The 26430-nt window shown below is 56.4% G+C and carries 19 protein-coding genes; 6 read left to right on the top strand and 13 right to left on the bottom strand.

Annotated elements, in window-relative coordinates; all coding sequences use genetic code 11:
* Window positions 1–20: 20 nt before the first annotated feature.
* Complete coding sequence (locus ESZ00_RS19485; protein WP_129210087.1) at window positions 21–1361, bottom strand: hypothetical protein; 1341 nt, start codon at window positions 1359–1361, stop codon at window positions 21–23.
* Between the two features lie 384 nt (window positions 1362–1745).
* On the opposite strand from ESZ00_RS19485, the gene ESZ00_RS19480 reads away from it, so the two are divergent.
* Window positions 1746–5159, top strand: coding sequence for a TonB-dependent receptor (locus ESZ00_RS19480; protein WP_164981638.1), 3414 nt, complete (start codon window positions 1746–1748; stop codon window positions 5157–5159).
* Between the two features lie 61 nt (window positions 5160–5220).
* Here ESZ00_RS19480 and ESZ00_RS19475 read toward each other — a convergent pair whose 3' ends face one another.
* Entirely contained in the window at window positions 5221–6630 is a 1410-nt protein-coding gene (locus tag ESZ00_RS19475; protein ID WP_129210085.1) for a hypothetical protein, read from the bottom strand.
* A 323-nt stretch (window positions 6631–6953) separates the two neighbouring features.
* Between ESZ00_RS19475 and ESZ00_RS19470 the strand changes: the two genes are divergently transcribed.
* Both ESZ00_RS19470 and ESZ00_RS19465 read left to right on the top strand, forming a co-directional pair.
* Window positions 6954–10637, top strand: coding sequence for a carboxypeptidase-like regulatory domain-containing protein (locus ESZ00_RS19470; RefSeq protein WP_164981637.1), 3684 nt, complete (start codon window positions 6954–6956; stop codon window positions 10635–10637).
* 132 nt (window positions 10638–10769) lie between these two features.
* Entirely contained in the window at window positions 10770–12254 is a 1485-nt protein-coding gene (locus tag ESZ00_RS19465) for a CehA/McbA family metallohydrolase (protein WP_229740842.1), read from the top strand.
* Between the two features lie 66 nt (window positions 12255–12320).
* Here ESZ00_RS19465 and ESZ00_RS19460 read toward each other — a convergent pair whose 3' ends face one another.
* Genes ESZ00_RS19460 through ESZ00_RS19435 form a run of 6 tightly spaced genes read right to left on the bottom strand, consistent with a single transcriptional unit; the run spans window position 12321 to window position 16239 of the window.
* Window positions 12321–12779, bottom strand: a complete 459-nt coding sequence (locus ESZ00_RS19460) for a lipocalin-like domain-containing protein (RefSeq protein ID WP_129210083.1) — start codon at window positions 12777–12779, stop codon at window positions 12321–12323.
* A gap of 23 nt (window positions 12780–12802) precedes the next feature.
* The gene (locus ESZ00_RS19455) at window positions 12803–13798 is read right to left on the bottom strand and encodes an aldo/keto reductase (protein ID WP_129210144.1); all 996 of its coding nucleotides are present in this window, start codon (window positions 13796–13798) and stop codon (window positions 12803–12805) included.
* 27 nt (window positions 13799–13825) lie between these two features.
* Window positions 13826–14197 carry a DUF2255 family protein gene (locus ESZ00_RS19450; RefSeq protein ID WP_129210082.1) on the bottom strand — a complete coding sequence of 124 codons (372 nt, stop codon included), beginning with the start codon at window positions 14195–14197 and terminating at the stop codon, window positions 13826–13828.
* Between the two features lie 10 nt (window positions 14198–14207).
* Window positions 14208–14603: a (R)-mandelonitrile lyase gene (locus ESZ00_RS19445; RefSeq protein ID WP_129210081.1), complete on the bottom strand. Its 396-nt coding sequence runs from the start codon at window positions 14601–14603 to the stop codon at window positions 14208–14210.
* 33 nt (window positions 14604–14636) lie between these two features.
* A complete protein-coding gene (locus ESZ00_RS19440; RefSeq protein WP_129210080.1) occupies window positions 14637–15455 on the bottom strand; it encodes a carboxymuconolactone decarboxylase family protein in 819 nt (272 codons plus the stop codon).
* Window positions 15456–15471: 16 nt separating this feature from the next.
* Window positions 15472–16239, bottom strand: coding sequence for an SDR family NAD(P)-dependent oxidoreductase (locus ESZ00_RS19435; protein ID WP_129210079.1), 768 nt, complete (start codon window positions 16237–16239; stop codon window positions 15472–15474).
* Between the two features lie 132 nt (window positions 16240–16371).
* On the opposite strand from ESZ00_RS19435, the gene ESZ00_RS19430 reads away from it, so the two are divergent.
* Window positions 16372–17259, top strand: a complete 888-nt coding sequence (locus ESZ00_RS19430) for a LysR family transcriptional regulator (RefSeq protein WP_129210078.1) — start codon at window positions 16372–16374, stop codon at window positions 17257–17259.
* Window positions 17260–17287: 28 nt separating this feature from the next.
* Here ESZ00_RS19430 and ESZ00_RS19425 read toward each other — a convergent pair whose 3' ends face one another.
* Complete coding sequence (locus tag ESZ00_RS19425; protein ID WP_129210077.1) at window positions 17288–18244, bottom strand: AraC family transcriptional regulator; 957 nt, start codon at window positions 18242–18244, stop codon at window positions 17288–17290.
* Window positions 18245–18396: 152 nt separating this feature from the next.
* On the opposite strand from ESZ00_RS19425, the gene ESZ00_RS19420 reads away from it, so the two are divergent.
* Window positions 18397–19392, top strand: a complete 996-nt coding sequence (locus ESZ00_RS19420) for an aldo/keto reductase (protein WP_129210076.1) — start codon at window positions 18397–18399, stop codon at window positions 19390–19392.
* Between the two features lie 35 nt (window positions 19393–19427).
* Window positions 19428–19913: a cupin domain-containing protein gene (locus tag ESZ00_RS19415; RefSeq protein WP_129210075.1), complete on the top strand. Its 486-nt coding sequence runs from the start codon at window positions 19428–19430 to the stop codon at window positions 19911–19913.
* A gap of 88 nt (window positions 19914–20001) precedes the next feature.
* Here the strand turns inward: ESZ00_RS19415 and ESZ00_RS19410 are convergent, their stop codons facing one another.
* The 4 genes from ESZ00_RS19410 to ESZ00_RS19390 all read right to left on the bottom strand — a co-directional run bounded on the left by ESZ00_RS19410 (window position 20002) and on the right by ESZ00_RS19390 (window position 25851).
* The gene (locus tag ESZ00_RS19410; protein WP_129210074.1) at window positions 20002–21336 is read right to left on the bottom strand and encodes a HupE/UreJ family protein; all 1335 of its coding nucleotides are present in this window, start codon (window positions 21334–21336) and stop codon (window positions 20002–20004) included.
* Window positions 21333–22613: a DUF3500 domain-containing protein gene (locus ESZ00_RS19405; RefSeq protein WP_129210073.1), complete on the bottom strand. Its 1281-nt coding sequence runs from the start codon at window positions 22611–22613 to the stop codon at window positions 21333–21335. Before ESZ00_RS19405 ends, ESZ00_RS19410 begins: the two co-directional genes overlap by 4 nt.
* Window positions 22614–22679: 66 nt before the next feature.
* On the bottom strand, window positions 22680–24386 hold the full coding sequence (locus ESZ00_RS19400; RefSeq protein WP_164981636.1) for a tannase/feruloyl esterase family alpha/beta hydrolase: 1707 nt from the start codon (window positions 24384–24386) through the stop codon (window positions 22680–22682).
* A gap of 64 nt (window positions 24387–24450) precedes the next feature.
* Entirely contained in the window at window positions 24451–25851 is a 1401-nt protein-coding gene (locus ESZ00_RS19390; RefSeq protein WP_129210070.1) for a hypothetical protein, read from the bottom strand.
* Between the last annotated feature and the right edge of the window lie 579 nt (window positions 25852–26430).

The raw sequence follows: 26430 nt of genomic DNA, 5'->3' as shown, positions 1-26430 counted from the left end.
CAGGGCGCTCAGCTATTGTTCTAGCTCGGAAGCCGCTCGGCGACGATCTGTGCAGGAAGCGCCTGCGCTCCGAGACTGCCTGTCTTGATCAGGAGTTCAAATCCGCGAGGATCGCCGGTCCTTGTAAAGGATTTCTGAATGACGGGGCGCATGGTCGCGTCATCCAGCAGCAGATCGGCTGCTGCCTCGGTTCCTGCCATATCCAGTCCCTCAATCAGCAATATCCATCCTGAGTGATCCAGATTTGGCAGCAGTGCGAGGACGGAATAAGTCTCGCGATAGGGGCTGCGAAGATCGCTCCGGTATGAGGCCGGTTCGCCTCGAGCCGGATGAGAGTTGAGGATATAGCAATCATCCACACGCCTGGCGCAGGCAAACTGAAAATTTAGATTCGTCTGCAGGAGATTGATCCAGGGATCGGTATGAATCGCACCCAGCAGAATGGCATTGTTTTCTCTCAGATCGTCCATTCGCAGGTCGCGCGCATAGCGAATCACCAAATGCTCCGGAACGACTTCGGGCAGGTGCGAGAGGCGCGATGTAATATCCAGATCGATCATGCTCGTATAGCGCTGCGTGCGCAGATCATCGATGCTGCCCTGATCGAGCCCTTTCAAATTCAGGCCAGACAGATATTGCCCATCTGTGTAACTGCTGAGATCGACCGGCTGCCGGGTCAGGTTCTGGAGAATGCCGAGCCCGCTGTCGGCAGGAACGATCAGCGTGTCGTGATTGCGGGGAAACATGGCAGCCCACAGCGGGCTAGGGACGAAGTGCGAAGTGGCTGCCACCGCTTGCGCCTTCCACTTATATGCGCTCGCACCGCACAGCAGCAGTCCGACGACGAGACCCAGCATGAACATGCGCCAGTCCCGACGAGGCGGAATCGCGGCAAGAGCTGAAAAAGGTGCCGGTTGTATTTGGGAAATATCCTCGGGGACAGCCACGGGATGCGGAACAGGCGCCAGTGGTTCGGACCTGCGGCGAAATACCGGGATGTAGCCCCCACGCGGGATTTCGACGCGAAGCTCCTCGTGATCTCCTTCGCCCTCGAAATAGAGACTCAGCCGTTTGCGCAGTTGCACGGCATAGTTACGAACAATGTTGTCATCACCAGGGTTGTACCCGGCCGGGCGGCCGAAGACGCGCACGCCGATATTCTGCTCTCGGATCTCGCTGTCTCGATCGCGCAGGTGAAGCTCGCAAATGTGCAGGAGGAACTTCTGCAGGAGCTCGGATTTCGCAAAGATGTCGCTGGCTGCGATGCGTTGCGCAAGTTGCCAGCGCGTGTCACGGGACAATCCCACGTCTCCGGCATCAGCCGGCGACAGCACTTCCATGCCATTCACGGCAACTCTCATGGATCACCTTCGGCCCTGTTGCGAATCAACGCAGCGGCCGATGTACGCGCAGACGGTCGTCTTTAAACACCTCTATTATGTGGTTCCACGGTTTATACACCGTTAAAAGAAGCCCCTTGCGGCGTACTTGCCCGTTTTCACAGACCAGCTGACTCAGCACCGCTTCGAGCGGGTCGGCGAGTTAGGCTCCTTCGTCTCCGTCGTGCTCCACCGTGAAAACACCTTCCGGCCTACGCGAGCCCCCTTCCATGATGGGCGCATTCCCCCGAACTCTTCGAGCGCGTTCTCTTGCATTCGGAAGCAGGTGAGGCTTCTGTGAATGCACGGTGAATGCCCGCTCAATGAACGAGACCTCGCATGCGTAGAAAAAGAAGGAGATTCAACGTGTCGGTTCGACCAGCAAGATTTCTTCGCTCTATCTCCATCCTGTACCTCCTGTTGTTGTCCGTTTGCGGCGCATTCGCGCAGCAGGACGCAGGTGGAATTTTTGTCGTTGTCACAGACGCATCGGGAGCAGCGGTTCGGGATGCGGCGGTGACGGCGACCAATGTCGGCACCCAGATCCAGCTGCATGGAAGGACCAATGAAATTGGGACGTGGTCGGCAACGCCGCTGGCGCCGGGCAACTATCGCGTGGCGGTGGTCAAAACTGGCTTCCAGACGGATGTGGTAGACCGCGTTGTGGTGGAAATTCAGCAGAACAGCCGGGTGGCGGTGACCCTCCAGGTCGGCGATGTGCAGCAGAATGTTGTGGTCACGGCGCAGGCGCCATTACTCCAGACCGAAGACGTGTCAGCAGGACAGACCATCAGCGGTGTTCTGAAGGAGAACCTGCCGGTCAGCGACCGCAATTTCAATCGCCTCGCCGTACTCACGACGGGAGTAAACTACTCCACACCTTCAGGCCCGCGCGACACTGCCAGCGGAGCCTTTGCCGCCAACGGCATCTCGCAATATCAGAACAATTACATCCTGGATGGCACCGACAATAACAGCTATGACCAAAACGTCAACGAGGGGCGTACCTTCGCGATCGAACCATCGCTTGATGCGATTGCGGAATTCAAGGTAGAGACGAATGCCTATTCCGCAGAGTTCGGACGGGACGGCGGTGCAGTCATCAACGTCATTACCAAGTCCGGCAGCAACGCCTTCCACGGATCAGGTTACGAGTACTTCCAGACCAGCGACTTCAATACCAATGACTACTTTAACAATGCGCAAGGAGTTGCCAAGACCGATTACACCAAGAATATCTTTGGTGGCTCGGTGGGCGGCCCGGTATGGCTGGGCAAGCTATATAACGGCCACGACAAGAGCTTCTTCTTTGCGGATTTCGAGCGCCAGCCCTATCGCTCGCCCGGAACGCCGAACCGCGGACTGATTCCCACGGTCGCGGAAGCATCCGGCAACTTTCAGGGCGATGCTCCCATTTACGACCCTACGACCAACCAGCAGTACCCCAACAATACGATTCCTTCGATCAACGCCGTCGCGCAGAAGATCGCAGCCGCCATTCCCGCGCCCAACCTGCTTGGGTCGGGAGCGGACAACTACGTTCACAGCAGTCCGGTGAATGATGACGATAACCGCGTCGCCGTGCGCATCGACGAAAAGCTGGATGCGAATGATTCCATCTTCGGACGCTATCAGTATCAATACCAGAGCCTGCCCCAGGTGACCCTCTTTTCTGGAACGATCCTGACCGGGGACATCAGCAATACTGCAAATGCCCAGGGAGTGGTTGCTGGCTGGACACACGTCTTTAATCCGCACATGATCAACGATGCGCGCTTCGGCTGGACGCGCTTGAACTGGATCACGGCTCCGGTGAACGGAAATGAGAACGTGAACCAGGAGGTCGGAATTGCCGGTGTGCCCGTACAAGGTGGTCTCGCCGGCGGCCTGGCGACCATCAGCTTCATCAACAGCGCCCTCAGCGGCTTTGGCGGTGCCTATTCCGAGCAGGACCTGAACGGTACGTATCAGGGAGCCGACACGCTCACTTGGACGAAAGGACAGCACACCCTCAAGCTTGGCGGAATGTATCGCTGGGTCTGGTTCCTGAGCTCGGCCAGTTCGCTTGCGCCGAACGGGCAGTTCGATTTCGACGGCCACTACACGGCGCATTACACAAATGGCGTGGCCGATGCAGGAACCGGCAGCCCCTTTGCAGACTTTCTGCTGGACCTGCCGGAACTGGCAGAAATCTCTGCGATTCACACCAACGACTATCAGCGGCGCGCGTTTTCACTGTTCGCTCAGGATGCATGGAATGTCTCGAGAAGACTCACCCTCAACGTAGGAGTGCGGTGGGACTTTGTGACGCCGGTTTTCGAAGCACACAATCATGGCGCGGTGCTCGATCCCTCGACGCACATCCTGCACATCCCTGGTTACAGCGGCTCCTTTCCCACCGCGACGCAGGCGCAGATCGATAAAGGTATCCTGATCCTCGACGAGCACTCGAATCGCTACTTCGGCGTACAGCCGGATCATCATGATTTCGGGCCGCGCATTGGCTTGAGCTACCTGGTCACGCCAACTACGGTCTTCCGCGCGGGATATGGCTTGTACTACGGCCCGGAGCAACTCGGCCCTTATGGCGAGCCAAGCCCTGGCTTCTCGACACCGTTCCTGCTCCAGGACAGCTTCCAGGTCGCCAACTCGAATCCAACGACGATAAACACCGTCACCATGTCTACCGGCTTTCCCTCGTATGCGCTGACGAATCCCGGCGATCCAACACTGTTTGCCATGGCGCTTCCCATGCGCACGCCTTATTTCGAGCAGTGGAACGTGACCGTGCAACAGCAGATCGGCGCGCAGACGGTGCTGGATATCTCCTATCTCGGCTCGAAAACGACCTCCATGTATACGAACCAGGACTGGAACCTCCCTTCTCCGTCTGTCGATGGATCGGTTCCATACGCGGATCGGCAACCCTTTCCGAGCGTCGACTCCAACGACAATCTGATTGCCGGCAGTGCCATTCAGGGTCCTTCGAATCAGGGCATGGGCACCTACAACGCACTCGGAGTGAAACTCCAGAGCCACCTGAACAGCGGATTGACGATGATCACGGCTTATACCTGGGCGCACGATATCGACGACATCACCAACTCCGGGTTGAGTGTCGGAAACAATGGACGCGCAAGTTATCCGTATCAGCAATTGACGCTGCAGCGCGGCAATTCCGACTGGAACATTACGAACCGGTTTGTGAGCGGCTTCGAATATGACATTCCGTTCGGCCGCGGCAGAAAATTCGGCAGCAATCTGAACCGCGTCGCGGACGCGTTCTTTGGCGGCTGGCAGACGGGTGGAATCCTTACCCTCGAAAGCGGACCGTGGTACACCGTCAACCAGAACTACGACAGTGCCCACAACGGCTTCATTTGCGGAAACTGCCGTCAGCGGCCGGATGTCGTTCCTGGCCAGAGCGCAAATCAGGGTCCGCATAAGGTCGATCCGAACAACAGCGCGGTTCACTGGTTCAATGTGAACGCCTTTACCCAGGCCGCGAATGGTACGGTCGGGGATCTGCGCCGCAATACCGTGCTGGGACCGGGGTACAGGAACTACGATGCTTCGCTTTCGAAGTTCTTCCCTTTCGGGGAACAACGGTCGTTTCAGATCCGGATGGAGGCCTATAACATGACCAACACAACAAACTTCCTGACTGGCTCAGGAACAACCAGCCCTTCCGGCTTTTCGCTGGGCAACTCCGATTTCGGAGACCTGACATCGGATCGCGGCGGACGTACTGTCCAGTTAGCCGGCCGATTCACCTTCTAAAACCACCGAGATGGCTGGTGGCAGCGGCGCCGTACCTGCCGTTGCTGCCAGCCGGACCGCTTCAGTCGGCTCGATGAATGGAGATGACGCGGATACCGGTAGAATGCGAATCTACGCTCTGCGATTCAAGCAAAGCCTCAAAGCCGCGCAGGCTTCCATCAGGACGAGTGCACTGCTTCAAAATATCCTGCAGCCCTTCGTTGCCGAAAAGCATATCCCTCGCTGCATACACACCAGCGCTGTCCAGTCCTTCTAATAAAAGAATGCTCCCGGTGTGATTGAGATTGGGGATGAGCGCAAGCACAGCATAGTCTGTCTCGTTTACGCCGTTCCATTGGTTGGCATAGGTTGCAGCTTCGCCCTTGGTGGGATGGCGGTTCTCGATGTGAGCACGCCCAAGCTTTGGTTCGTAAACAAGCCGGAAATTCAGTTCGTTGTCGAGAAGCTGAATCCACGGAATGCTATAGACCGACCCAACGAAGATGAGATTGTCATCCTTCAGGTCCTCCACATGCAGTTTGCTTGCGGTCCGAACAAAAGCACGATCCGGCTTCCACTCCGGTAACCGAACGAGCTCGTCAACCACTTCAAGGGCTTCGATGTCGGTGTACTTTCGTATCCTCAATCCTGTATCGAAGCCAAGCCCGGGATGTTCCACCGAAGACCAGCTGAGATATTCCGTAAGCGAATACTCACGTTGGTTCATGTCCTCGACTGTCACCAGGGCAGTGTCGGCAGGGACAACCAGGGTGTCCCGATTTGGAGTGAAGAGCTGCGCCCATAGCTTCTGATTAGGATCTTTCCCCGCAGAAAGGCCCTTGGGGGCATGCATCCATACCCAGAGGAGTGCGGTAAGGCTGGCGCCAAGCGCGCATGTAAGACAGGCAGTCGCCAGAATCCAGGGCCATCGGGACGCCAGTTTGGATTGAGCATCTGCGTAGCGGTCCTGAAACCCTTCTGGTTCGCTGAAAGCCCTCGCAACAGGCTCCTGGGCGTTCTCGTAGGGCTCGTTTTCAGAGAGGCTATCGGCTGACTCCTTATCCGCGCCATGATTGCTCAAGAAGAGCGGAACATAGCCGCCTTTGGGAATCTGTATCCGGAGCAGTTCTTCGTGTCCATCGGTAGCGTAATAATCGTCCAGCCGGCGACGAAGCTGCCGCGCGTAATTTCGGACAATATTATCTTCGCGTGAGTCGTAGCCGTGTTCCCGACCGAAGACCGTAGTACCGATCTCCTGCTCTGAGATTCGACTCGCGCCTTCACGCAACGAGCGCTGGCAGACATAGGAGAGAAAGGCCGAAAGCAGCGGCGCCTTTATGAAATGTCGGCTGGCAAGAATGCGCCCGATCAGTGCCTCTTGAGGTGTAGTCTCACGTTGCACTTCGACGGACACAATTGCCTCTACTTCTGCTTCCGCATACATCCTTGAGGAGCGATTCCCTGCTCCATAGAGGACAGCCGCAATCACCATGCATCATCAGCGTAGCGAGCGCCAGGAGTTCGTCAGCGTCGCCTGACCAGAAAGCCCTTCATTCCTGTTTCAACATAGCATTTACGAGGGGTATACACCTCGCTATTTACCGGATTTTTATCTCTGCGGAAACGGCTTTCTTTCAAGCGGAAGCCTTCGTGCCCACGCTGCTCACCTGTGTGTATTCCCGCCTCTTACCCTTGAAAGCTCCTTTGCGGCTTGCGAGTCTCCAAAGGAAGGTTGCCACCTTCCGCGGCTCCCTCCCGCCGCACGCTGGCCGCCTTCCAACGAATATGCAAGCCCAGTCGTGGAAAAAGGACTTCATGGCACAGCTACGTTTAAAAAAATTCCTACTTTCGCTGATGTGTGCGGCAGCACTCGCACTGATCGGCGTTGCAGAGGCCACAGCGCAGATTGATGCCGGCACCGTCGCCGGCACCGTAAAGGATCCCACCGGAGCGCTCATCCCGGCAGCCACCCTCACACTCAAAGGTGATCTGACCGGTATTGCCGTCACCTCCCATTCCTCTGCCTCCGGAGAATATGCCTTCAACGCGGTGGCTCCAGGCACCTACACCCTTACCGTGGAATCTGCCGGCTTCGCGACCCGGGTCACCCATGGGGTGGATGTTCACGTGCAACAGACCACGGCCATTGACCTCATCCTCGATCCAGGCAAGGTGCAGCAGGAGGTCAGCGTCACCGCGGCAGCTCCGCTGCTGCAGACCGAAGACGCTGCCGTAGGTCAGACCATCGGCGGGAAAACCATCAATGACCTCCCACTCGAGTCTCGCAACTGGGGCTCTCTTGGGCAGCTCGCCGCCGGCGTCGCCACGGCTCCTATCGGACAGAATGGTGGCACCCCGGAAAACGCCTTCTACTCTGTCGATGGCGTGCAGCTCTATCAGAATGACTTCCGCCTCGATGGCGTGAACAATAACATCGAGTTCTTCGGCGGCAGCAGCGTCGGCACTGACGCCACAATCACCCCTCCGCCTGATGCCGTGCAGGAGTTCAAGATGCAAAACGGCGATTACAACGCGGAATTCGGCCACTCCACAGGCGGCATCATCAATGCCGTGATCCGCTCTGGCACAAATTACGTGCATGGCGATGTCTGGGAATACCTGCGCAACGAAGACCTCAACGCAAATAACTACTTCTCGAAGCAGTCCGGCGAGCCCCGGACCGAGTACCGTCAGAATCAGTACGGTGCCACGATCGGCGGCCCGGTTGTCTTCCCGCATCTCTACAACGGCCGCAACAAGACATTCTTTTTTGGCGACTACCAGGGCACCCGAATCGCAACTCCCTCGCAGTCGATCAGCTCCGTACCTACGGCCGCAATGGCCAACAGCGGCTTTACCAACCTGCAGGATCTGATCAACGGCAATAGCGGCAGCAGCACGGATGCGCTGGGCCGTACCTTCTCGCATGGCACCGTTCTGGACCCGGCCACAACCCGCGAAATTGCTGCTGGAGCCACCGATCCGGTCACCGGGCTGGTCAACCATTCGGCCTCATCCGTATATGTTCGCGACCCTTTTCACGCAGCAAGCCTCTCCCTCGCCGGCGTAACGAACTTCACCGGGCTGACCTCGCAGCTCAACCTGGTTCCTGCGTCTCGCCTTGACGCGAACGCCGTCAAGCTTCTCAATCAGTACCCGCTCCCGAACCGCACCGGAACCACCGTCCTCTCCAACAACTACATCTATAACCCGCTCCAGACGCAAAACATTAACCAGTACGACCTTCGCATCGATCAGAGCTTCGGCGACCGGGATACCTTGTTCGGTGTCTGGGACCAGAGCCTCTGGAATGAATTTGCCCCAGGCGCATTGCCCGGACAAAACGATCAGAACGAATTCTTCCCTTCTTACGAGGTCGCGATCGGCTATAACCATGTCTTCACGCCTTCGCTCTCCAATGAATTTCACTTCGGCTTTGGCCACAGCACCAAGGAACAGATTCTCTTTAACGCAAACGAAACCGGTATCCCGGCGGAATATGGCATCGAAGGCATTCCCCAGGTTGCAGGCAATGGCGGGCTATCCAGCTTTACCATTGACGGGCTGACCAGTATCGGCCCGACTGACGACCGTCCCACTATCCAGACAGTCTGGGATGCCGAGTATTCCGACAACGTCACGAAGGTTTACCGCAACCACACCTTCAAGGCCGGCGTACAAGTGGACGATCTGCAGGGTAATATCATGCAGCCACCCGCTCCGCGCGGCCTCTTCACCTATAGTGGCGAATTCACGGATATTCCTAACTCCAACCAGAAGCTGAACGGCATTGCGGATCTGCTGCTGACGCCGACTGCCTCTTCCATTGCTGCAAGCCAGAACGTCACCCCCGTAGATAACGTAGGCGGTCTCGCCAGCTTCAGCGGTTCGAACTTTGCTGGGACCCAGTATCACCGCTGGTATACGGGCAGCTATTTCCAGGACAACTGGCGTGTCACTCCAGCTCTCACCCTGAATCTCGGCCTGCGTTACGACTACTTCACGCCTTACACGGAAATCAATGGACGCCAGGCAAACTTCGTCGCAGTGAACGGGAATGGCCCCACCGGCACAGTTTACATTCCAAATAAAGGCTGTGAAGTGCCGCGTTCCGCCTCATTCAATAGCTTGCTCGCCGAGAGCAACATCAGCGTCAACTGCACATCCAATGCGGCCCTGGGCCATGCACAGGCGAGCAACTTCGGTCCACGCTTCGGCTTTGCCTACCGCGTGACCGATCAGTTTGTCGTTCGCGGTGGCTACGGTATCTCTTACGGTGCGCTGGGCAACCTCGGCTATGGTGGCACACTCGGCACGAACTATCCGTTCATCTACACCATCACGCAAAATGCACCGAACTCTCAGTCGCCCCTCGTGCTCTCCAATGGCGAAACCGCGACCATGGAGAACACCTTCTCTACGATCGACTTGTCCAATCCGGCTGAAGTTACAGGCACCGGCGTGAATCTGTATGGCCGCGTCTATCAATACAAGACGCCTGCCGTGCAGACCTTCAACCTAACCGTGCAGGAGCAGTTCTCCAAGCACGACGCTGTTCAACTCGGTTACGTTGGCACACTTGGACGTCATCTCGACAACCTCGGCGCAAGCAACTCTCCGTCGGAGATTCTTCCTGTCGGCACCAATATCTCGCAACTGCCGACAGAAGCAAATAACAATACACAGTACATTCCATATCCGAATTTCGCCCCCAATGCCACCTATGAATCGACAAATGGCGGCAGCTCATATAACTCCATGCAGCTTACGTACGAGCATCAGCTCAATTACGGCCTGACGCTTCTCGGCAATTACACTTACAGCCGCTGCTTCTCAAACCAGAGGACGCAGGGCACGGCGACCTCGGCTTACCGCGCTCAATGGCTGCCTAACTTCGGCATCTCGGGCGACTATGGCCTGTGCGATACAGATGCAACGAACGTCGTACATATTTCGGGTTCGTATGCGCTGCCATTCGGACGCGGCCGCGAGTTCCTCAACCATTCAGGTCGGCTTGTCGATGCTGTCATCGGAGGATGGTCGGTCAATTACATCTACACCTTCCAGAGCGGACAACCCTTGACTATCAGCTGCGCGACCTCAACGACAGCCGACTTCGGTTGTTTCGCTCCAGTCGTCGCCAATCAGAATATCTATGCTGGCACACACAACACGAAGCAATGGCTGAACCCCTCGGCCTTTGCCCAGCCGGCAGCCGCGACCGCAGTCGGACAGACGGACTACGCGGTTCTTGGCGGCGGCCCTCAGCAAGCGCGAGGCCCTAACTGGTACAACATCGACTCTTCGCTTTTCAAGGAGTTCCTTTTTACCGACAGTACGCGCCTGCAATTCCGAGCAGAGGCATTCAACACCTTCAATAACCCTCAGTTTGCGCAACCCGGCAGCCTTAACTACGAGAGCCCAAGTACCTTCAGCTCGATCACCTCGTTGCGAAACTCACCGCGTGAGCTACAGGTAGCCTTGAAGCTACTTTTCTAATCATGGCGCCGCCCCGAACCTCACAATCGGGGCGGCGTTTCTTTGTCCGCACAACACACATCCTCATCACCGGAAGAGATTACAGTTATCAGGGCCATACATTTCAAAGCCACATCGTTCGTAGCATGCCTTTTGGCATGTTTCCTCATCGGGGTCAGCTGCAATGTAGAGGCACAAAGCAGCAGTGCTCCTCCTGTCTCACGCATCACCAGACCGGATATCATCCTGCAGGGCAACATTACTTACGCCAACAGGCAGACATACAAAGAAGTTCCTTTCCTTGTTCCGCCTGACATCACTCGAGTCTCTGTCGAGTTCTCCTATACAGAGCATGATAAGCACACCCATCTCGATCTCGGGATTCTCGATCCTCAACGCTTTCGTGGCTGGAGCGGTGGCAATAAAAGCTTTTTCACCATTTCAGAGACAGATGCGACACCTTCTTATCTGCCAGGCCTCATACCCGCCGGAAGATGGACACTGCTGATAGGGGTTCCGAATATCGAGCATGGCGTCGAATCGCACTACGAGGCAAAAGTCACACTTGGACACAGAGGCGATGTCCCCGCCATCTCGACTTTCAGCCGCGCACCGCTGCGAGAGGGGCCATCATGGTTCCGCGGCGATTTCCACATGCATGACGCACACAGCGATGGTTCTTGCCTGAGCCAGTCTGGCAAAAAGGTTCCGTGTCCGCTTTATAAGACAGTGGAGGCTGCAGCAGCGCACAAACTCGACTTCATCGCGATCAGCGATCACAATACCATCTCTCAATACAACGACGAACGAGAGCTGCAACCTTATTTCGACCAGCTGCTCCTGATTCCAAGCCGCGAGATCACCACGTTTGAAGGCCATGCAAATGTCTTCGGGACAACCGACTTCGTAGACTTCCGCCTAACGACATCTCAGGTCCCTGACATCGGCCATATATTGCGCGAAGTCCATGATCTTCACGGACTCTTCTCCATCAATCACCCCAATGCTCCTACAGGAGCTGCATGCATGGGTTGCGGATGGAGTGTGCCGAATACGAACTATCGCCTCGTAGAGGCCATAGAAGCGATCAACGGTGCATCGGCCGATGGGCCTGACTCCGGTATTCCGTTCTGGCAGGACAAATTAAACCATGGCTTTCGAATCACGGCGATTGGCGGCAGCGATAATCATGATGCGGCAAATCCTGTCAGATCATCTTCCGGGGTTGGCCATCCCACGACCGTCGTCTTCGCACAAAATCTATCCGAGCGTGCCATTCTTGATGGCGTCCGTGCTGGTCACGTCTTCGTCGATGCGGACGGATCGGATGATAGGGCGATGGCGCTCACAGCAGAACTTGGGGGACAAAAAGCCATGATGGGAGACACGCTCAACGCCGCTCAGGGAGCGCACATCGCGTTGCATCTAAGTGCAAAGTCTGTGCCAGGTTCCTATCCTGAATGGATTGTGGATGGGAAAGTAACAACACCAACCGGGGATTCCTGGGAAACCGGCCACGGCTTCTTGCAGGACTTCGAATATGTCAGCGACGGCAACCGCCATTGGATTCGAGCAAATATTCGATCCACAAACGGCAGACTGCTATTGCTAGGCAATCCGATCTATCTCAACTTTTAACACATATAAGCAATGAATAACTCTCGGCATAAGAAGACTTGATGGGCCGTGAATGAACGGTATGGCTCAGTAGCGCTCCCAAGTAACTGACCAATGCTGATCGGCATGGGTGGGACGGATAATCATGTGCAGACTGTCCGGGAGGTCGTAATGCAACGTTTCGCTTGTCCCGACAAGCTTCTCCCGGGTAGCCGATCCTTGAACGTGATAGACCAACTGGTGCTTTTCCGGTTCGAGATCATAGGTGCCGAATGTCGCTTCATAGCCATCATGAACGAACTCGTTCGATAGAGAGGTTTGCGGATACATGAGTTGGACGGCAGCGTGACCGTCCTTTGTATAGATCAGCATTCCTGCAGGCTGTGGCATTTCGGAGGGCTTGTCATTCTGCCCCGGCAATTCGATGCGCACCAGGTGCCAGGTCCCAATAATACTCGGTTGCTGCGAACGCGACTGTGCATGCGCACCGGTGGCGATGATGCTACTGGGAAGCGATGTAAGAAATCTCCGCGCGGAACATTTCATGTGCGCACCTCCGGAAGTGTGTTTTAGCGACCTACCAGCTGCTGGTGAAACTCGGAATAGCGTGCGCCTTCAATCTTGATCTTTGAAGATGCGTCTTCCAGTGCAGCGACATCCGCTTCGCTAAGTTGAACGTTCACAGCGCCAAGATTCTCTTCCAGACGGTCGAGCTTCGTGGTCCCGGGGATCGGTACAATCCACGGCTTCTTTGCCAGTAACCATGCAAGCGCGACCTGCGCCGGAGTAGCGCCCTTTGCGTGCGCGAAGTTCGCAATCACCTCGACCAGAGCCTGATTATGCTTGCGGTTCTCTTCACTGAATTTCGGAACCGTGTTCCTGAAGTCGGTACTGTCAAACTTCGTATTGGCGTCGATCTTTCCGGTCAGGAACCCTTTGCCCAGAGGGCTGAAGGGCACGAACCCAATCCCCAGTTCCTCAAGAGTTGAGATCACGCTCCCTTCCGGTTCGCGGAAGAACAACGAGTATTCACTCTGCAAGGCTGTAACCGGCTGCACTGCGTGCGCACGACGGATCGTATTTGCGCTTGCTTCGGACATACCGAAGTGCTTCACCTTGCCCTCCTGAATGAGATCTTTCACTGCTCCGGCTACATCTTCGATCGGCACTTCCAGATCAACGCGATGCTGGTAGAAGAGATCGATTGCCTCTACTCTCAAGCGCTTCAGCGAAGCCTCCGCTACCTGTTTGATGTGCTCTGGCCGACTATTCAACGCACTCGATCGATCGCTGTCGCCGGGATTCGGCTGCCAACCGAATTTAGTTGCGATTACGACAGAAGCTCGATACGGCTCGAGTGCCTCTCCCAGCAGTTCCTCATTCAACAATGGACCGTAGACCTCGGCGGTATCGAAGAATGTGACGCCCCGGTCTACGGCTGCGTGGATCAACGCAATCATCTCCCGCCTGTCTTTCGGCGGCCCATAGGACCAGCTCATTCCCATGCAGCCGAGTCCGATCTCCGACACCTCAAGCCTTCCACTGCCGAGCAATCGCTTCTTCATCATCGTCTCCGTTAGGACAGGGCTTTGCTATCGCGGACTGATCTTTACCGTTGCCGCGCGGGCCCGCTTTCCGATCATGGGAGCCAGGTAGGGACTGGTGCTGTATTTCGCCCGGTACGCTTCATCGATACGATCATTGATTTCGTCCACAACCGGTTCAAACGCGACTTCATGCTCCAGGCCTACGACCCGGATGCGTCCGGCCTTTTGCATCACTGCCGCCTTGTACCAGCTTGAATTCTGTCCGTTATAGCCGCGCACATAGAGTCCACCGTCAACCACAACCGACCATATCCACGTAGGCGTTCCATAGGTCATTCCATCCTCCCGAAATGGGGAGATGTGGAGATCATCTGCTGCGGCAATTTGCTTCAGCTCTGCTTCGCTCCAGTCGCTCATCGTTGCTCCTTTACCCGGCATATTGTTCGTCCGTGACCGGCTCAAGCCAATCGACAGCCTTGCCATCCAGCACCTCCGTGATAGCAATGTGCGCCATGCCTACCTGTGCGGAGGCCCCATGCCAATGCTTCTCACCAACTTCAAAGAAGACAACATCGCCCGGCCTCACCTCTTCGATAAAACCGCCTTCGCGCTGAACCAGGCCGAGGCCCTGCACGACAATGATCGTCTGGCCTGCCGGGTGCGTGTGCCAACGGGTGCGTGCACCTGGCTCAAAGGTGACAACACCTCCATTCGAGTGTCGTCCGCCATCGGGAGGAAAGAGAGAATCGACGCGAACGTTTCCGGTGAACCAGTCGGCCGATCCGACCATTGAAGGTGTAGTTCCTACTCGTGTGATTTTCAAGGTATCCTTTTCCGTTACAAATCGTAAGCCTGCTTACTTCGTCCGCTTTTCAAAAATATCTTTTACGACGGGCAACGCGGAGAACGCACACGGCCATCCGGCGTAAAACGCTACGTGCGTCAACACCTCTCCAGCCTCTTCCTGCCTCAGGCCACAATCCATTGCGCGATTGAGATGATAGGGAATCTGTGCCGTCTGTCCGTTGGCGATCAATGCACTCACCGTAACGAGGCTTCGATCACGCGGCGCAAGTGCAGGACGAAGCCACAGATCACGGAAGAGCAAGTCGGTCGTGTTCTGCACCAGGCCCGGAGAGACTGTGCCAAAGTTGTTGCCAACCTGCGTCGCGCGCTGCTTCTCCGCTTCTTCATTCAGAGGCAACAGCTCACCCTTGGCCGGCGGAAGCTGGTCGATGCCTATGCCACGCTGGCGGAAGAGATCCTTCGCAACAGAAATGGCCGCCATCGCATTACCCCAGCCCGCATAGAACGCAAGATGTGTGATGACCTCGGAGAGTTCCGCAGGCTTTACATCGTTATCCAGCGCCAGCGCAAAATGAATAGACATCTCATACATCTGCATACGGGCGATAATCGCAGCAACGGTAACAATGCTCCGATCACGTGAAGAAAGCTCGGGACGCTTCCAAAGGCCGCCAAGCAGCGTTTTTTTGGTGTAAAGCTCAAGTGCTGGCGAAACAGAACTTACATCGTCATACGTCAGAGGCCCTGTGGGCGGGACGATCTTCTTTGCATCAGACATCTTCATCTCCTTAGCCAGAGCGAGGCCATCGCTCCACAGCATGTTCGCGAGAAATAGCGTGCTCGCCTGGATGAAATTCCGGCGCTCCATCGCTTCTCATCCCGCCTTACCGCATCACATAACCGCCATCGACCGAAATCGATTGACCGGTGATGTAGCTGGCAAGATCGCTGCACAGGAAGAGCACAGTGTTGGCAATCTCCTCAGGCATGCCTTCGCGCTGCATCGGCACAAAAGTCTCGCGCATTATCTTCAATGCTTCGCCCTGGCCCTCCGCTTCCATCTTGTCGCTCATCGGCGTACGGATCAATCCGGGGCAGACAGCATTCACGCGGATGCCACACGTTGCATACTCCAGAGCCGCGCTCTTGGTGAAACCAATCACGCCATGCTTCGCCGCGTGATACGTGCCACGCTGATTGCCGCCCACCAGACCACCAAGTGAAGAACAGTTAACAATGACGCCGCTGCCTTGTTTGCGCATCACCTGCAACTCGAACTTCATCGAACTCCACACTCCACGAAGGTTGATGGCCATCACCCGGTCATAGTCGTCACGAGGAACGTCGGCAGTCTCTGCGAGCATGTTTTGGATGCCTGCATTGTTATAAGCGGCATCAAGACGCCCAAATTCCGCCACTGTCTTCTTCACCATCGCTTCCACCTGAGCATCATCGGAGACATCGCATTGGATCGCAAGCGTCCTGTGCCCCTTGTCGGCGAGTTCCTTTGCAGCGGTCTGTACTTCCCTCTCGTTCCAGTCCACCAGCGCCACGGCAGCTCCTGCCTCGGCAAATGCCTTCGCCGTTGCAAGCCCCAACCCCGAAGCCGCGCCCGTAACGAGCGCTACCTTGTTCTCAAACGAAATAACCATGATGCTTCGTCTCCCTTGAGGCTGGCTAACGCCTAGAATCGGCGTTTTTTGCCCCACACACTTCGATTAGATGTCAGGTTCTTATCAAAAATCTTGTTTCATATTGCATAGAGTTATGAATAGTATTCATAAATGACGAGAAACGATCTTGCAGAGCTGTCAGCATTTGTCATGATCGCGGAGGAACGCAGCTTCACTCGGGCCGCCGCGAAACTCGGAGTATCCCAGTCCTCTCTTAGTCACTCGATGCGTGGCCTGGAAAAGAGGCTGGGCGTTCAGTTGCTGGCCCGTACTACCCGAAGTGTCTCCGCGACTGCCGCGGGAACGGCGCTGCTTCAGGAACTCGCACCCGCACTGGAACGAATTGGAAATGCTGTCGCCGAAACCATGAAGCAACGAGAGCGTCCCGCCGGCCGAATCCGCCTTATCATTCCGCGCACAGCCACAGAGATGGTACTTCTTCCGAAACTCGCAAAGTTTGCCCGCAAATACCCGGAGATCGTATTGGAGGTCACCTCCTCCAACGATCCCGTCGATCTGATTGCTGGCGAGTACGACGCAGGCGTGCAGTTGGGAGAGTTCATCCAACGGGACATGATCGCCGTCCCCGTAACTCGAGAGATGCGCCTTGCGGTCGTGGGCTCCCCCGCATACTTCAAATCGAATGCCATCCCTCGACACCCGCAGGACTTAAAAGACCACTCCTGCATCGGCTTCCGCTTTCACAACGGTCTTTACCGGTGGGAATTTGAAAAGGGGAGGAAGGTGCTCACGGTCAGCCCGCAAGGGCCAGCCCAGTTCGATGATCCTGACCTGGTCATCCAGGCCGTGCTGGATGGAGTTGGCATCGGCACAGCAATGGAAGATACGCTGACAGAACTGATCTCCAGGGGGCGCCTTGTTCAAGTGCTGAGAGACTGGTGTCCATCATTCCCAGGATATTTCCTCTACTACCCTAGCCGTCGCAATCAGCCCGCCGCCTTGGCCGCGCTGATTGCCGCGCTCCGTGTCTCACAGTAAAGGCTTCTCAAAACTCAGACGGTCGCCATCAGGCGACACTCATCGCTACGACTTTACCTTCGCGGAGAGCTTTAATATCGCGCATCGGCGGCTGACCGTAGAAGCGACTGTATTCCCGATTGAACTGGCTGACGCTTTCGTATCCAACCTCAAAGGCCACCGTTGAGGCATCCATGCCATCGATGAGCATGCGCCCGCGCGCCGCCTGCAACCGCAACTGCTTTTGATATTGCAGAGGGCTCATACGAGTCAGCACGCGGAAGTGATGGTGCAGCGTCGATACGCCCATGCCCGCAATCTGAGCCAAGTCGTCCACGCGTACCGGTTTCGCATAGTTGTCCCTGATCCACGAGATTGCCTTTGCAGTGCGATGACTCTGATCTCCTGAGGTTGCAATCGCTCGCAAGCGGGCGCCCTCGGGGCCGCACAGGAGCCGATAAACAATCTCGCGTTGGATGTGGCCACTCAGAAAAGAAATATCCTGCGGATTCGCCAATAGATCGATTAGGCGGCAGCATGCATCCAGCAACTCCGCAGTGATCTCGCCCGTCACCATTGCCGATGTGGCAGGCGATGACTCGCTCACATGAACATCTTCCCGATTAAGAAGCTCGCGGACCATTGGCATTTCCAGCTGGATCGCCACTGCGAGAAGAGGCTTAGCCTCACTTGCCTCCACTACCTGGCTGATGGTCGGCAGCTCAATGGAAGTCAAAAGAAATTGCGATGGATCATAGGTAAATGTTGTCTGTCCGAGATCGACGCGCTTGCTGCCCTGAGCAACGACGATCACGCTCGGCGTATACGTTCCTGAACAGGGTGCAGTCGGCGCGGTTCTGCGAACCAGCACCATGCCCGGAATCTGCGTGACCTTTCTCTCTGAAGAGCCGATGAACCAGGCAATTTTCTTCGCCAGCTCGGCTCTTAAATCCTGGATCAGCCGTGCGACTGGAGGAGCGACGGAATGCCTGCCATTTCTCTTCATTCTTGCGTCTCTTTCCCTCTCAAGCATAGCTACGTTGGCTCTCACAATGCCAGTAGAACGGCTGACCATCAAGAGAATCAGGCAAAAGATCGGCAGGATCAGGATAACGGTCCGCGTTCGTTTCTCCCTAGACTGCATGGGGAGTGGAAACGATGCAGAAGCGCAAACTGGGAAACTCCGGCCTTGAAATTTCAGCCCTTGGCCTCGGCTGCATGAGCATGACTTCGGCCTATGGCCCGGCGTCCGATAGGGACGAGATGATTCAGCTCATCCGCGACGCCTATGACCTTGGCGTCACACATTTCGACACGGCCGAAGCCTATGGCCCGTTCCTGAACGAAGAGTTGGTGGGAGAAGCGCTCCAGCCGATCCGGAACTCGGTGACGATTGCTACCAAATTCGGCTTCGAGATCGATCCCGCAACGGGCAAGCGCGGAGCCGGAACGAACAGCAAGCCGGAACACATTAAGGCTGTTGCTGACGCAAGCCTGAAGCGTCTGCGGACCGATTCGATTGATCTCTTCTATCAACACCGCGTCGATCCCGATGTGCCGATCGAAGAGGTAGCAGGAGCGGTCAAGGATTTAATGACCCAGGGCAAGGTCAAACACTTCGGCATGTCAGAAGCTGGAATACAGACGATTCGCCGGGCTCACGCTGTCCAGCCGGTCACAGCAGTGCAGAGTGAATACTCGCTCTTCTGGCGTGGTCCGGAAGCCGAGTTGCTGCCGGCACTGGAGGAGCTTGGCATCGGCTTCGTGCCCTTCAGTCCTCTGGGAGCAGGATTCCTGACAGGCCAGATCGACGAAAACACAAAGTTCGACCCCACCGACTTCCGCAATCTTGTACCTCGCTTTTCACCCGAGGCGCGAAAGGCCAACATGGTCCTGGTCGATTTGGTCAAAGCTGTCGCGACGCGCAAGGGTGAGACGCCGGCACAAGTCGCACTCGCATGGCTGCTCGCACAGAAGCCGTGGATTGTGCCAATCCCTGGAACCACCAAGCTCCATCGGTTGAAGGAGAATCTTGGCGCGGTGAACGTCGACCTGACCGCCGACGATCTGGAGCAGATTGACGAAGCGACTTTGAAGCTGAATCTGGAAGGCGAGCGCCTTCCAGAAGCCGCGTTAAAGATGACCGGACGTTGAAGCAGCTGTCCAGCACAAAAGGAGAAATCGCAGGCATGAGAGCAAAACTCCCAATCACCACCTTCGCAGTGGGCCTTGTACTTCTTGTGCAAGGCCGCGCGCAAACAACCGAGCAGATTTTTCCGAAAGGAGATTTGTCCGCCGCAAAGAATCACACGGGGAAGATCTGGCTTAACGAGCTCAGTGAAGGAGACAGTACCTTCGATCCCAGTGTCGCTATGGCAACCTATGACGCCGGCGCCAAACTGGATTGGCACATTCATCCCGGCGGCCAGGTTCTGCTCATCACCGAAGGCACGGGCTATTACCAGGAAAGAGGAAAGCCAGTCCGCATCGTGCACAAGGGAGACGTCATCAAGTGCGCTCCTGGCGTGGAGCATTGGCACGGTGCAGCACCCAATAGCGGCTTTGCCTATATCGCTGTTACGCCGACGCAAAAAGGAAAAACAATTTGGTTAGAGCCTGTCAGCGAAAAAGACTACGAGTCTCTGAAAGAGAGGAGTGTCAGGCCGAACGAATAGGTGGAAGTCGATTATCAGTAGATACGGCTTGAAACCCGATCGGCTTCGCTGTTAGATTCCATGGCCTGTGTCGAATAAGGCTGGAAGGTTAAGACGTCTCCAAGTGACTCGTATCAATCCTTGCTTGCGGTTCTGCTTGTAACTCCATCCTGTCTGCACAGTGTTCTCTCATGACATACGCTAAAAGGCTCAGAACAAACAATGCTCCGAAAACCACAGCGCCGTGCTGAGCGAACTGTGCGATGTCTTGCGCAATTCTGTTCGGGTTTCCGGAAACACGCTCGATCATCCAGGCTGAGGAGGCGACGAGCGCAAAGAGCGCGCCCATCACGCGAAACGGTTTGTAGAAAGAAGTACGGCTCAGCAGAAGTAAGGAAGGCATGGTGACGGCAACGATGATCAACTGCATCGTCTCGATGCCAAGGTTGAATCCGAAGACGCTGATGAGGCGATACCAGCCGGTGAAACCGAGCTCGCTTAGCGCTGAGGCGAATGCCAGCCCATGAATCAGGCCGAAGGATGCTGCGATGATTGCTTCGCGCCCAGGAAAGAGCGGACGCAGTGCGTGAATCGCAGAGACGAAGATGGAGACTGCAATCAGCACCTCGATGGGTTGACTGGGAACTTTGACCAGGCCAAAGCCTGCGAGCGTCAGCGTAAGAGAATGGCCGAGCGTGAATGCGGTTACGATGCGCAGTATCTTCAGAAGGCTTTTACGGGCGCTCGTCCGGCCCGCCCAACGATGGGCAGACACGGCCAGAGGTGCTGGCAAGAGGAGAGTCAAAAGGAAGAGAAGATGATCGGTTCCTTCGGCGATATGGTGCATGCCCAGCCGAATGGCGGCGTTGAGTCCGCTGAAAGTCAAGGACGGTCCCGACGCGGGTGTACTGCCTGCAGTTTCAAAGTAAAGGCAGTAGGAGGATTGATTGTGATTGCGGAACTGGCTTCCGATCCGGATATGCTTATCGCCCGGGACCAGCGTATTTACCAGGTAGACGGAGAGGTTCGGCAGGTGGTGGTTCTCAAAAATGAGTTCATGTCTGCTGCCCCTCTTCGAGAAATCGGCTGCAAATTCAAGAACGATTTCACCTGTACCTCGCCTCATCGACTCCAGAGATGGAAGTTCGAACGCAGTCAGCCGAAGCGTGAGCGGACTTCCGTCCTCTCTCAGGGAAAGGTCGTTCAGGACGCGCTTTGCATACGCCTCTTGCTCGGTCTGTGAAAGTTGGCCATCTCGATTGGTATCGATCTGCGCGATGATTTGCTCCGCGACGGCCACGCCCGGGACCATGCGCATCGTTGCGTGGATGGTTCCGGGTTCGAGGGAAAGAATCGTGGCCTGCAGGTATTCATCCAGACGATGCGCCCATGCCGATGCGGTCGAGAGGCCGATCAGCATGAGGAGAATGACGAAGCGTTTCATTCCGCACCGGTGATCTTCACACCGTAGTCATTGGTGGGATCGCGATAGATGGTGTGAACGTGCATTGTCGGATCGCCACCTACCCCCTGAGGTGAGAACTCGACGATGACCTTCGGTCCCTGAATGCGGTAATACGAACCGCCGTTCTTTCCCGGTTCATGCGTCGTCGGTCCACTCCACGCGAAGTAGGTATCATTCAGGTCCGCCTGAATCTCGCCCAGGCGGGGCTTTGCATAGGCATCATTGACGATCCCGGCCCACTGCGCGATAACGTCCAGCAGCATGGCGCGCTGCCTGTCATTCAAGTCCGAGCCCTTGATGCCCTCGGGCTGAATCGTTTCTCCGGCATGACCGGGGCCGAGCACGAGATCGTTTACTTCGTAATTGAGGATGGCTTTTTTCTTCTGCCCCGCATCGAGCGCGTCGAGCAAAGCAAAGGCGGTGTCGTTCTCCTTTGCGAGGACGCGGACGGTTTGCTCTCCGTGCTTATATATAGATGGCTGTGCCCCGGTGAGAGTCGGCGTCATGATGCCACTTGGGCCGGCGATCACAATATTCAGTCCCAGATGATGTCCGCCAAACTCAAGCATCCACGGCTTGCCGGTGCTCGGTTCACCAAAAATCCCGATGGTGTATACGGCTTCACCTGAAGCGAAGTTGGTGCCTGCATCGGTCAGCGCCTGGTCCGATCCCATAATGTCGAGGACTTTCTGATATCCCATGGGACTGAGAACTGTTTGCAGCAGATGCATGGCAGCTGCCCGCTGCGCTGCGGACAGTGTTCCGAGGCGCAGGCCTGGCCGCAGAACGTCACTCACCGGATAGTTCGACCAGACAGCCTGCCCGTATTGCTCTCCGACAAAGCCACCGGCCGGGCCCATGCCAAAGCCCGGACCGCCAGAACCACCGGGACCACCCGGACCTTTGCCATCGGGAGGCGGACCGGCATGTTGGTCGTGCATCGGATGGTCACCCTGCGGCGGTGGTCCCTGTAGGCGCCCGTTGCCGGCAGGCACACCGGGCGCGACTCCTCCGTCCTGCGTGCGATGAAAGTGGGCTATCGTTGCGCTCTTCCCTGGAGTGAACGCGAACATAACCTTTTGACGCTGTTCGGCGCTCAGGCTTTTGAGAAACGCGTTAGTTGCATCCACGACGGCTTCTGTCTGTCGATTGGCACGTGGCGCTTCCATGGCATGGACCTTAACCATCTTGACGCCAAGATAAGAAGCGCCTGCGGCAAGGACCAGTGTTCCGGCAAATACCAAGCTCTTTCTCATGCGATACATTTCTCCCTGTACGGCCTGATGCAACCGCTTATCTGTATCAAGCCATGGCTGGATGAGTTACTTCTTGACGCATGCGAAGTTTGCCGCAGCGTTGAGGTCGCCGCTGCCTTGATAACTGGCCACCATGGGCCACGCGCAGATCGGATGCGTACGGATTACTTTGCCATTCTGAATCTTTGAGGCAATGATCTTCTCCGGAGCCTTGCCGGTCTCCTTCCATGCATCGAGTACGGCCAGCTTGTCGAAGGTGTCGCAGCCCGATCCACCGGAGCAATGCCCCATGGCAGGAATCGCAAACAGCCGCATGGAGTCTTCTGTCTGCTCCACGCCGACTGTCTTCTTGACCTCATCCAGGTACTCGATGTTTGTCAACGGACTGTTGCCGTCACTCCAGCCGTGATACATGAGCAGCTTGCCACCGCGGTCGAAGAAGGGCTTGAGGTCTGGATTATCTGCCACATTCACGGTCTTCAACACGGCGTTGCCGTAGTCGATATCGTGATCGATGTTGAGCGTCTTCCAATCCCAGTTCGGATTCTGAAAGATCATGTACTTGAAGAGCGCCGTAGCGACTCCCATGGCGCTGTCGGCTGTATAGCCGCCGAAGGATGCCTCGGTGCCCTTGGCCGCGCCGGTGTGCCGCTTGCGCCCCTTCGAGTCGACTGGGCCTGCGTAGAGCATCTGCACAAACTCAAGCTGCGGGGCGGTAAGACACTTGCCGTCGTCCGCGCCCTTGCACAGCAGCGTGGCAGGGTCGAAGTCGCAGGCGAGGGGATTCTCGATCTCTCCATCCTTAGCGCCGTCAAGCGCATCGCATTTGGCCATGACCGCAGCCGCAAGCATGTTGGCCTTGTCGCGGCCAAGCTGTCGGGCAGGATTCTGCGCGATGAGCAGCGACGGCCAGATCTGGTAGAAGTTCAGATCAACGATGGGATTCGCAGGTGCGCCGATGATGGCTCCGTCGTAGTCCTCGGGAAAACGCTGAATCTCCGTCATGCCCATCTGGCCGCCCAGCGAACATCCAAACCAATAGGCGTGCGCCGCGGGCCTGCCGTAGAAGGCCTGGATAACCTGCTTCGCGTAGACGGTCATGTTGTGCGCCGCGCGATAGCCGTAGTCAATCATCTTGTCTGGATGGTCGAGCGCGAAGGCCCCGTTGTCGAGCGACTCATCATGCCCGGTATCTGTGCTCACAGCTGCGTATCCGTGCTCGAGAGCCACGAGCAGGCCAGCATACATGATGTGTCCGGCCCAGCCGAAATCACCGGCGCCCATCATCTTGCCGTTCCAGCCGGTAACCGGCATCCACACCTCGACCTTGATATTCGAGTCTCCGCTCGGCTTCAGTGTCGCGGCGATACGGCAGAACGACACATGGTTCGTCGTGTCCTTGGGATAGAACGGCGCCAGAGACATATTGTTTCCACCCGGCCCAGCTCCCAGACCGCCAGAGGGTGGTCCGCCCGGACCTCCCTCTGGCGCACCTGGCCTAACAGCACCACCCGGACCGCCGGGCGCGCGATTACTGCGTGACTGGGGAAACTGGAACTCCATTGGCAGGACGACCTTCGCCATCGTGATCGTTGCTTCGGGGATGGTCAGCTTTGCCAGATTCGCGCAACTGGCCTCGCTGCCCGACTGCTGAGCAGTTCCCTGCTTCGCCTCTCCCATCAGGATGAACGCCATCGTGGCAAGAGAGAAGGCAAAGCTGTGCCGTCTCCAGGTGAACCTCTTCGCTCTTCCGTGATCCTTGCCAAAACCCATCGTCTTTCTTCCTCCGAGTCTTTCCAGTTCGTGTTCTTTAGGCTCAGCCATCATCCGCGGCACTTCATGGCACATCATTCTGCTGCGCTTTCAACACGGCTTCGATCTTCTCCACCACATGTTCGGCTGATCCTCGGGCAAATCGGGAACCAACCGCCTCTGGCGTCTTGCGATCGTAATTTGTAACATCCGGCAGATATTTCGCGGAACCATCCACCATCGTCACCACGACTGTTTGCGGAAAGGGTGATTCCGCCTTGATCTGGGTGCCGATATCCGCGTTGAGTTCCGGCACCACGCCCACAAGCACAATGTCTCCGATGCGGAGAATAGAAAAGGGTACCGGCAGCGGATTCTCCGCCGCTCCTCCGCCAGGAGAGATCTCGTGCCCGCTGCTTTGCGAGGCAACGTCGACGCGCTCTCGCGTTAGATGAAGACCTTTCGGCACCTCCGACATGACCCCTGCGTTCACACGCACGGCATCGCTGCCCAGACGCTCCCCGAGAAGGTCCACGAGATAGAAACCCGCCTCGTGAATATCAACACGCGAGGAGTTTCCGTCCTTGTCGATGACGAAGCGATTGGACATCAGATATGGAGACTGATCGACGGCCGCTCCCATAACGAACATGGCGACCGCATCGGAGCCGGACTCGGATTCGAGATAGCGTTCGGCCTTGCCGATGAGATCGCCGGAGATCAGCTTTCCACCCTGTGCCGTCGTGGACTGCTCCATCACAGCGGGACGCACGGCATAGTTCATCAGCCACGCCAGTGGCTTACCGTCCGTGGATTCCAATCGAATCAGAGCAAGTGAAGGATCGGTAAATCCACTATCGTCATAACCTATCGTCCAGCCCTTCGGCGTCCGGACGTTGCGATAAACGTTGATGCGGCTTGTGCCGCGCCCATACCCAATCTTTGCCGGTTGCAGCGTCGCAACGGCCTTCTCCGCAGCTGCCTGTACCGAGGCATCGACCGCGTCCGCATAGGATTTCGCATGAGCGATCTCCTCGGGAGTCTGCTGTCTCCTTTGTCCCTGGCCTGAAGGCTGACCGCTGGATGGATCATTTGTTTTTACAGCCCCAGCCGTTGAGTTTGAGCGGATAGCTTCGCCAAAAGATATGTGCGGCGCCGAGGTGTCATGACTCGCGATCACCAGCGTGTTTTCTGCCGTCACGCCCGTGACCTTGCTCAATATGGCTTTCCAGTGCGCGACGAGCGCGTCCTGGACGGAAGGCGTATCCACCACCAGGAGCGCGATGCGCGTCTTGTCCTCATCGAGAAGAAGCACACGCGTCGAAATGGCATCGTGTTGGCCGGTGTAACCTTCGACGGGCAGCATTTCGCTCGAAATCTGAATGTCGGCTTTCCCGGCCCCAGCCTTGAAGACAGCAGCATGGGCCGATTGATCGACGGCGGTGAAAGCGAATGCAGCGATCAGAAGTACAAAGCAACGCTTCATCTACCCCTCTCCCAGGAAGCAATCCAACCTCGATACCTTCGCCGAATACCGTGAAAACAATAGAATCCTCAATCAAGACGCTCTTCGGAGCGGATCGAAGAGTCCACGATAATTGCCAATTGGCGTTCTTCTGCGATGCGATTCGGTCTCTATAGAAGACACCCGAATCGGCATTCTTGTTTAGGCTTAAAAGTCACAATCGGTCAAAGATTGTCACACTTTGTCACAGCCTCAGTGCAGTCACGAAGCGGCAGGCGCAAACCGATAGAAGGAGCTTTAACTGCCGGATCGCTCGAGAACGCGGTTTGGAGCTCCTATTACGAATTTTTGTCGGCCGCTGAAGTGTCTCAATGAGCGCATAGGCCTGTTTTCGTCAGTTGAGAGACCAGCCCCGGCCTCGTTTCTGGACACTCGTCGCTTTCTAAGGACTGGTCGAGACACTAGCGTTGAGCTTTCTGATCCAATAGAAAGCACATCAACCAATCGCTGGGATATGCTCGGACAGGAAAGCAACCGGAAAAGGTCAGCCCAAGTTCATGCAGCCAGAGAGAGCAATCGTCGTAACCCTAGTCAACGGCA

The organism is Silvibacterium dinghuense (genome assembly GCF_004123295.1).
In the GTDB taxonomy this organism is placed as follows: Bacteria; Acidobacteriota; Terriglobia; order Terriglobales; family Acidobacteriaceae; genus Silvibacterium; species Silvibacterium dinghuense.
The sequence above is the reverse complement of the archived record's forward strand: the minus strand, read 5'-3'. Positions and strand labels throughout refer to the sequence as shown.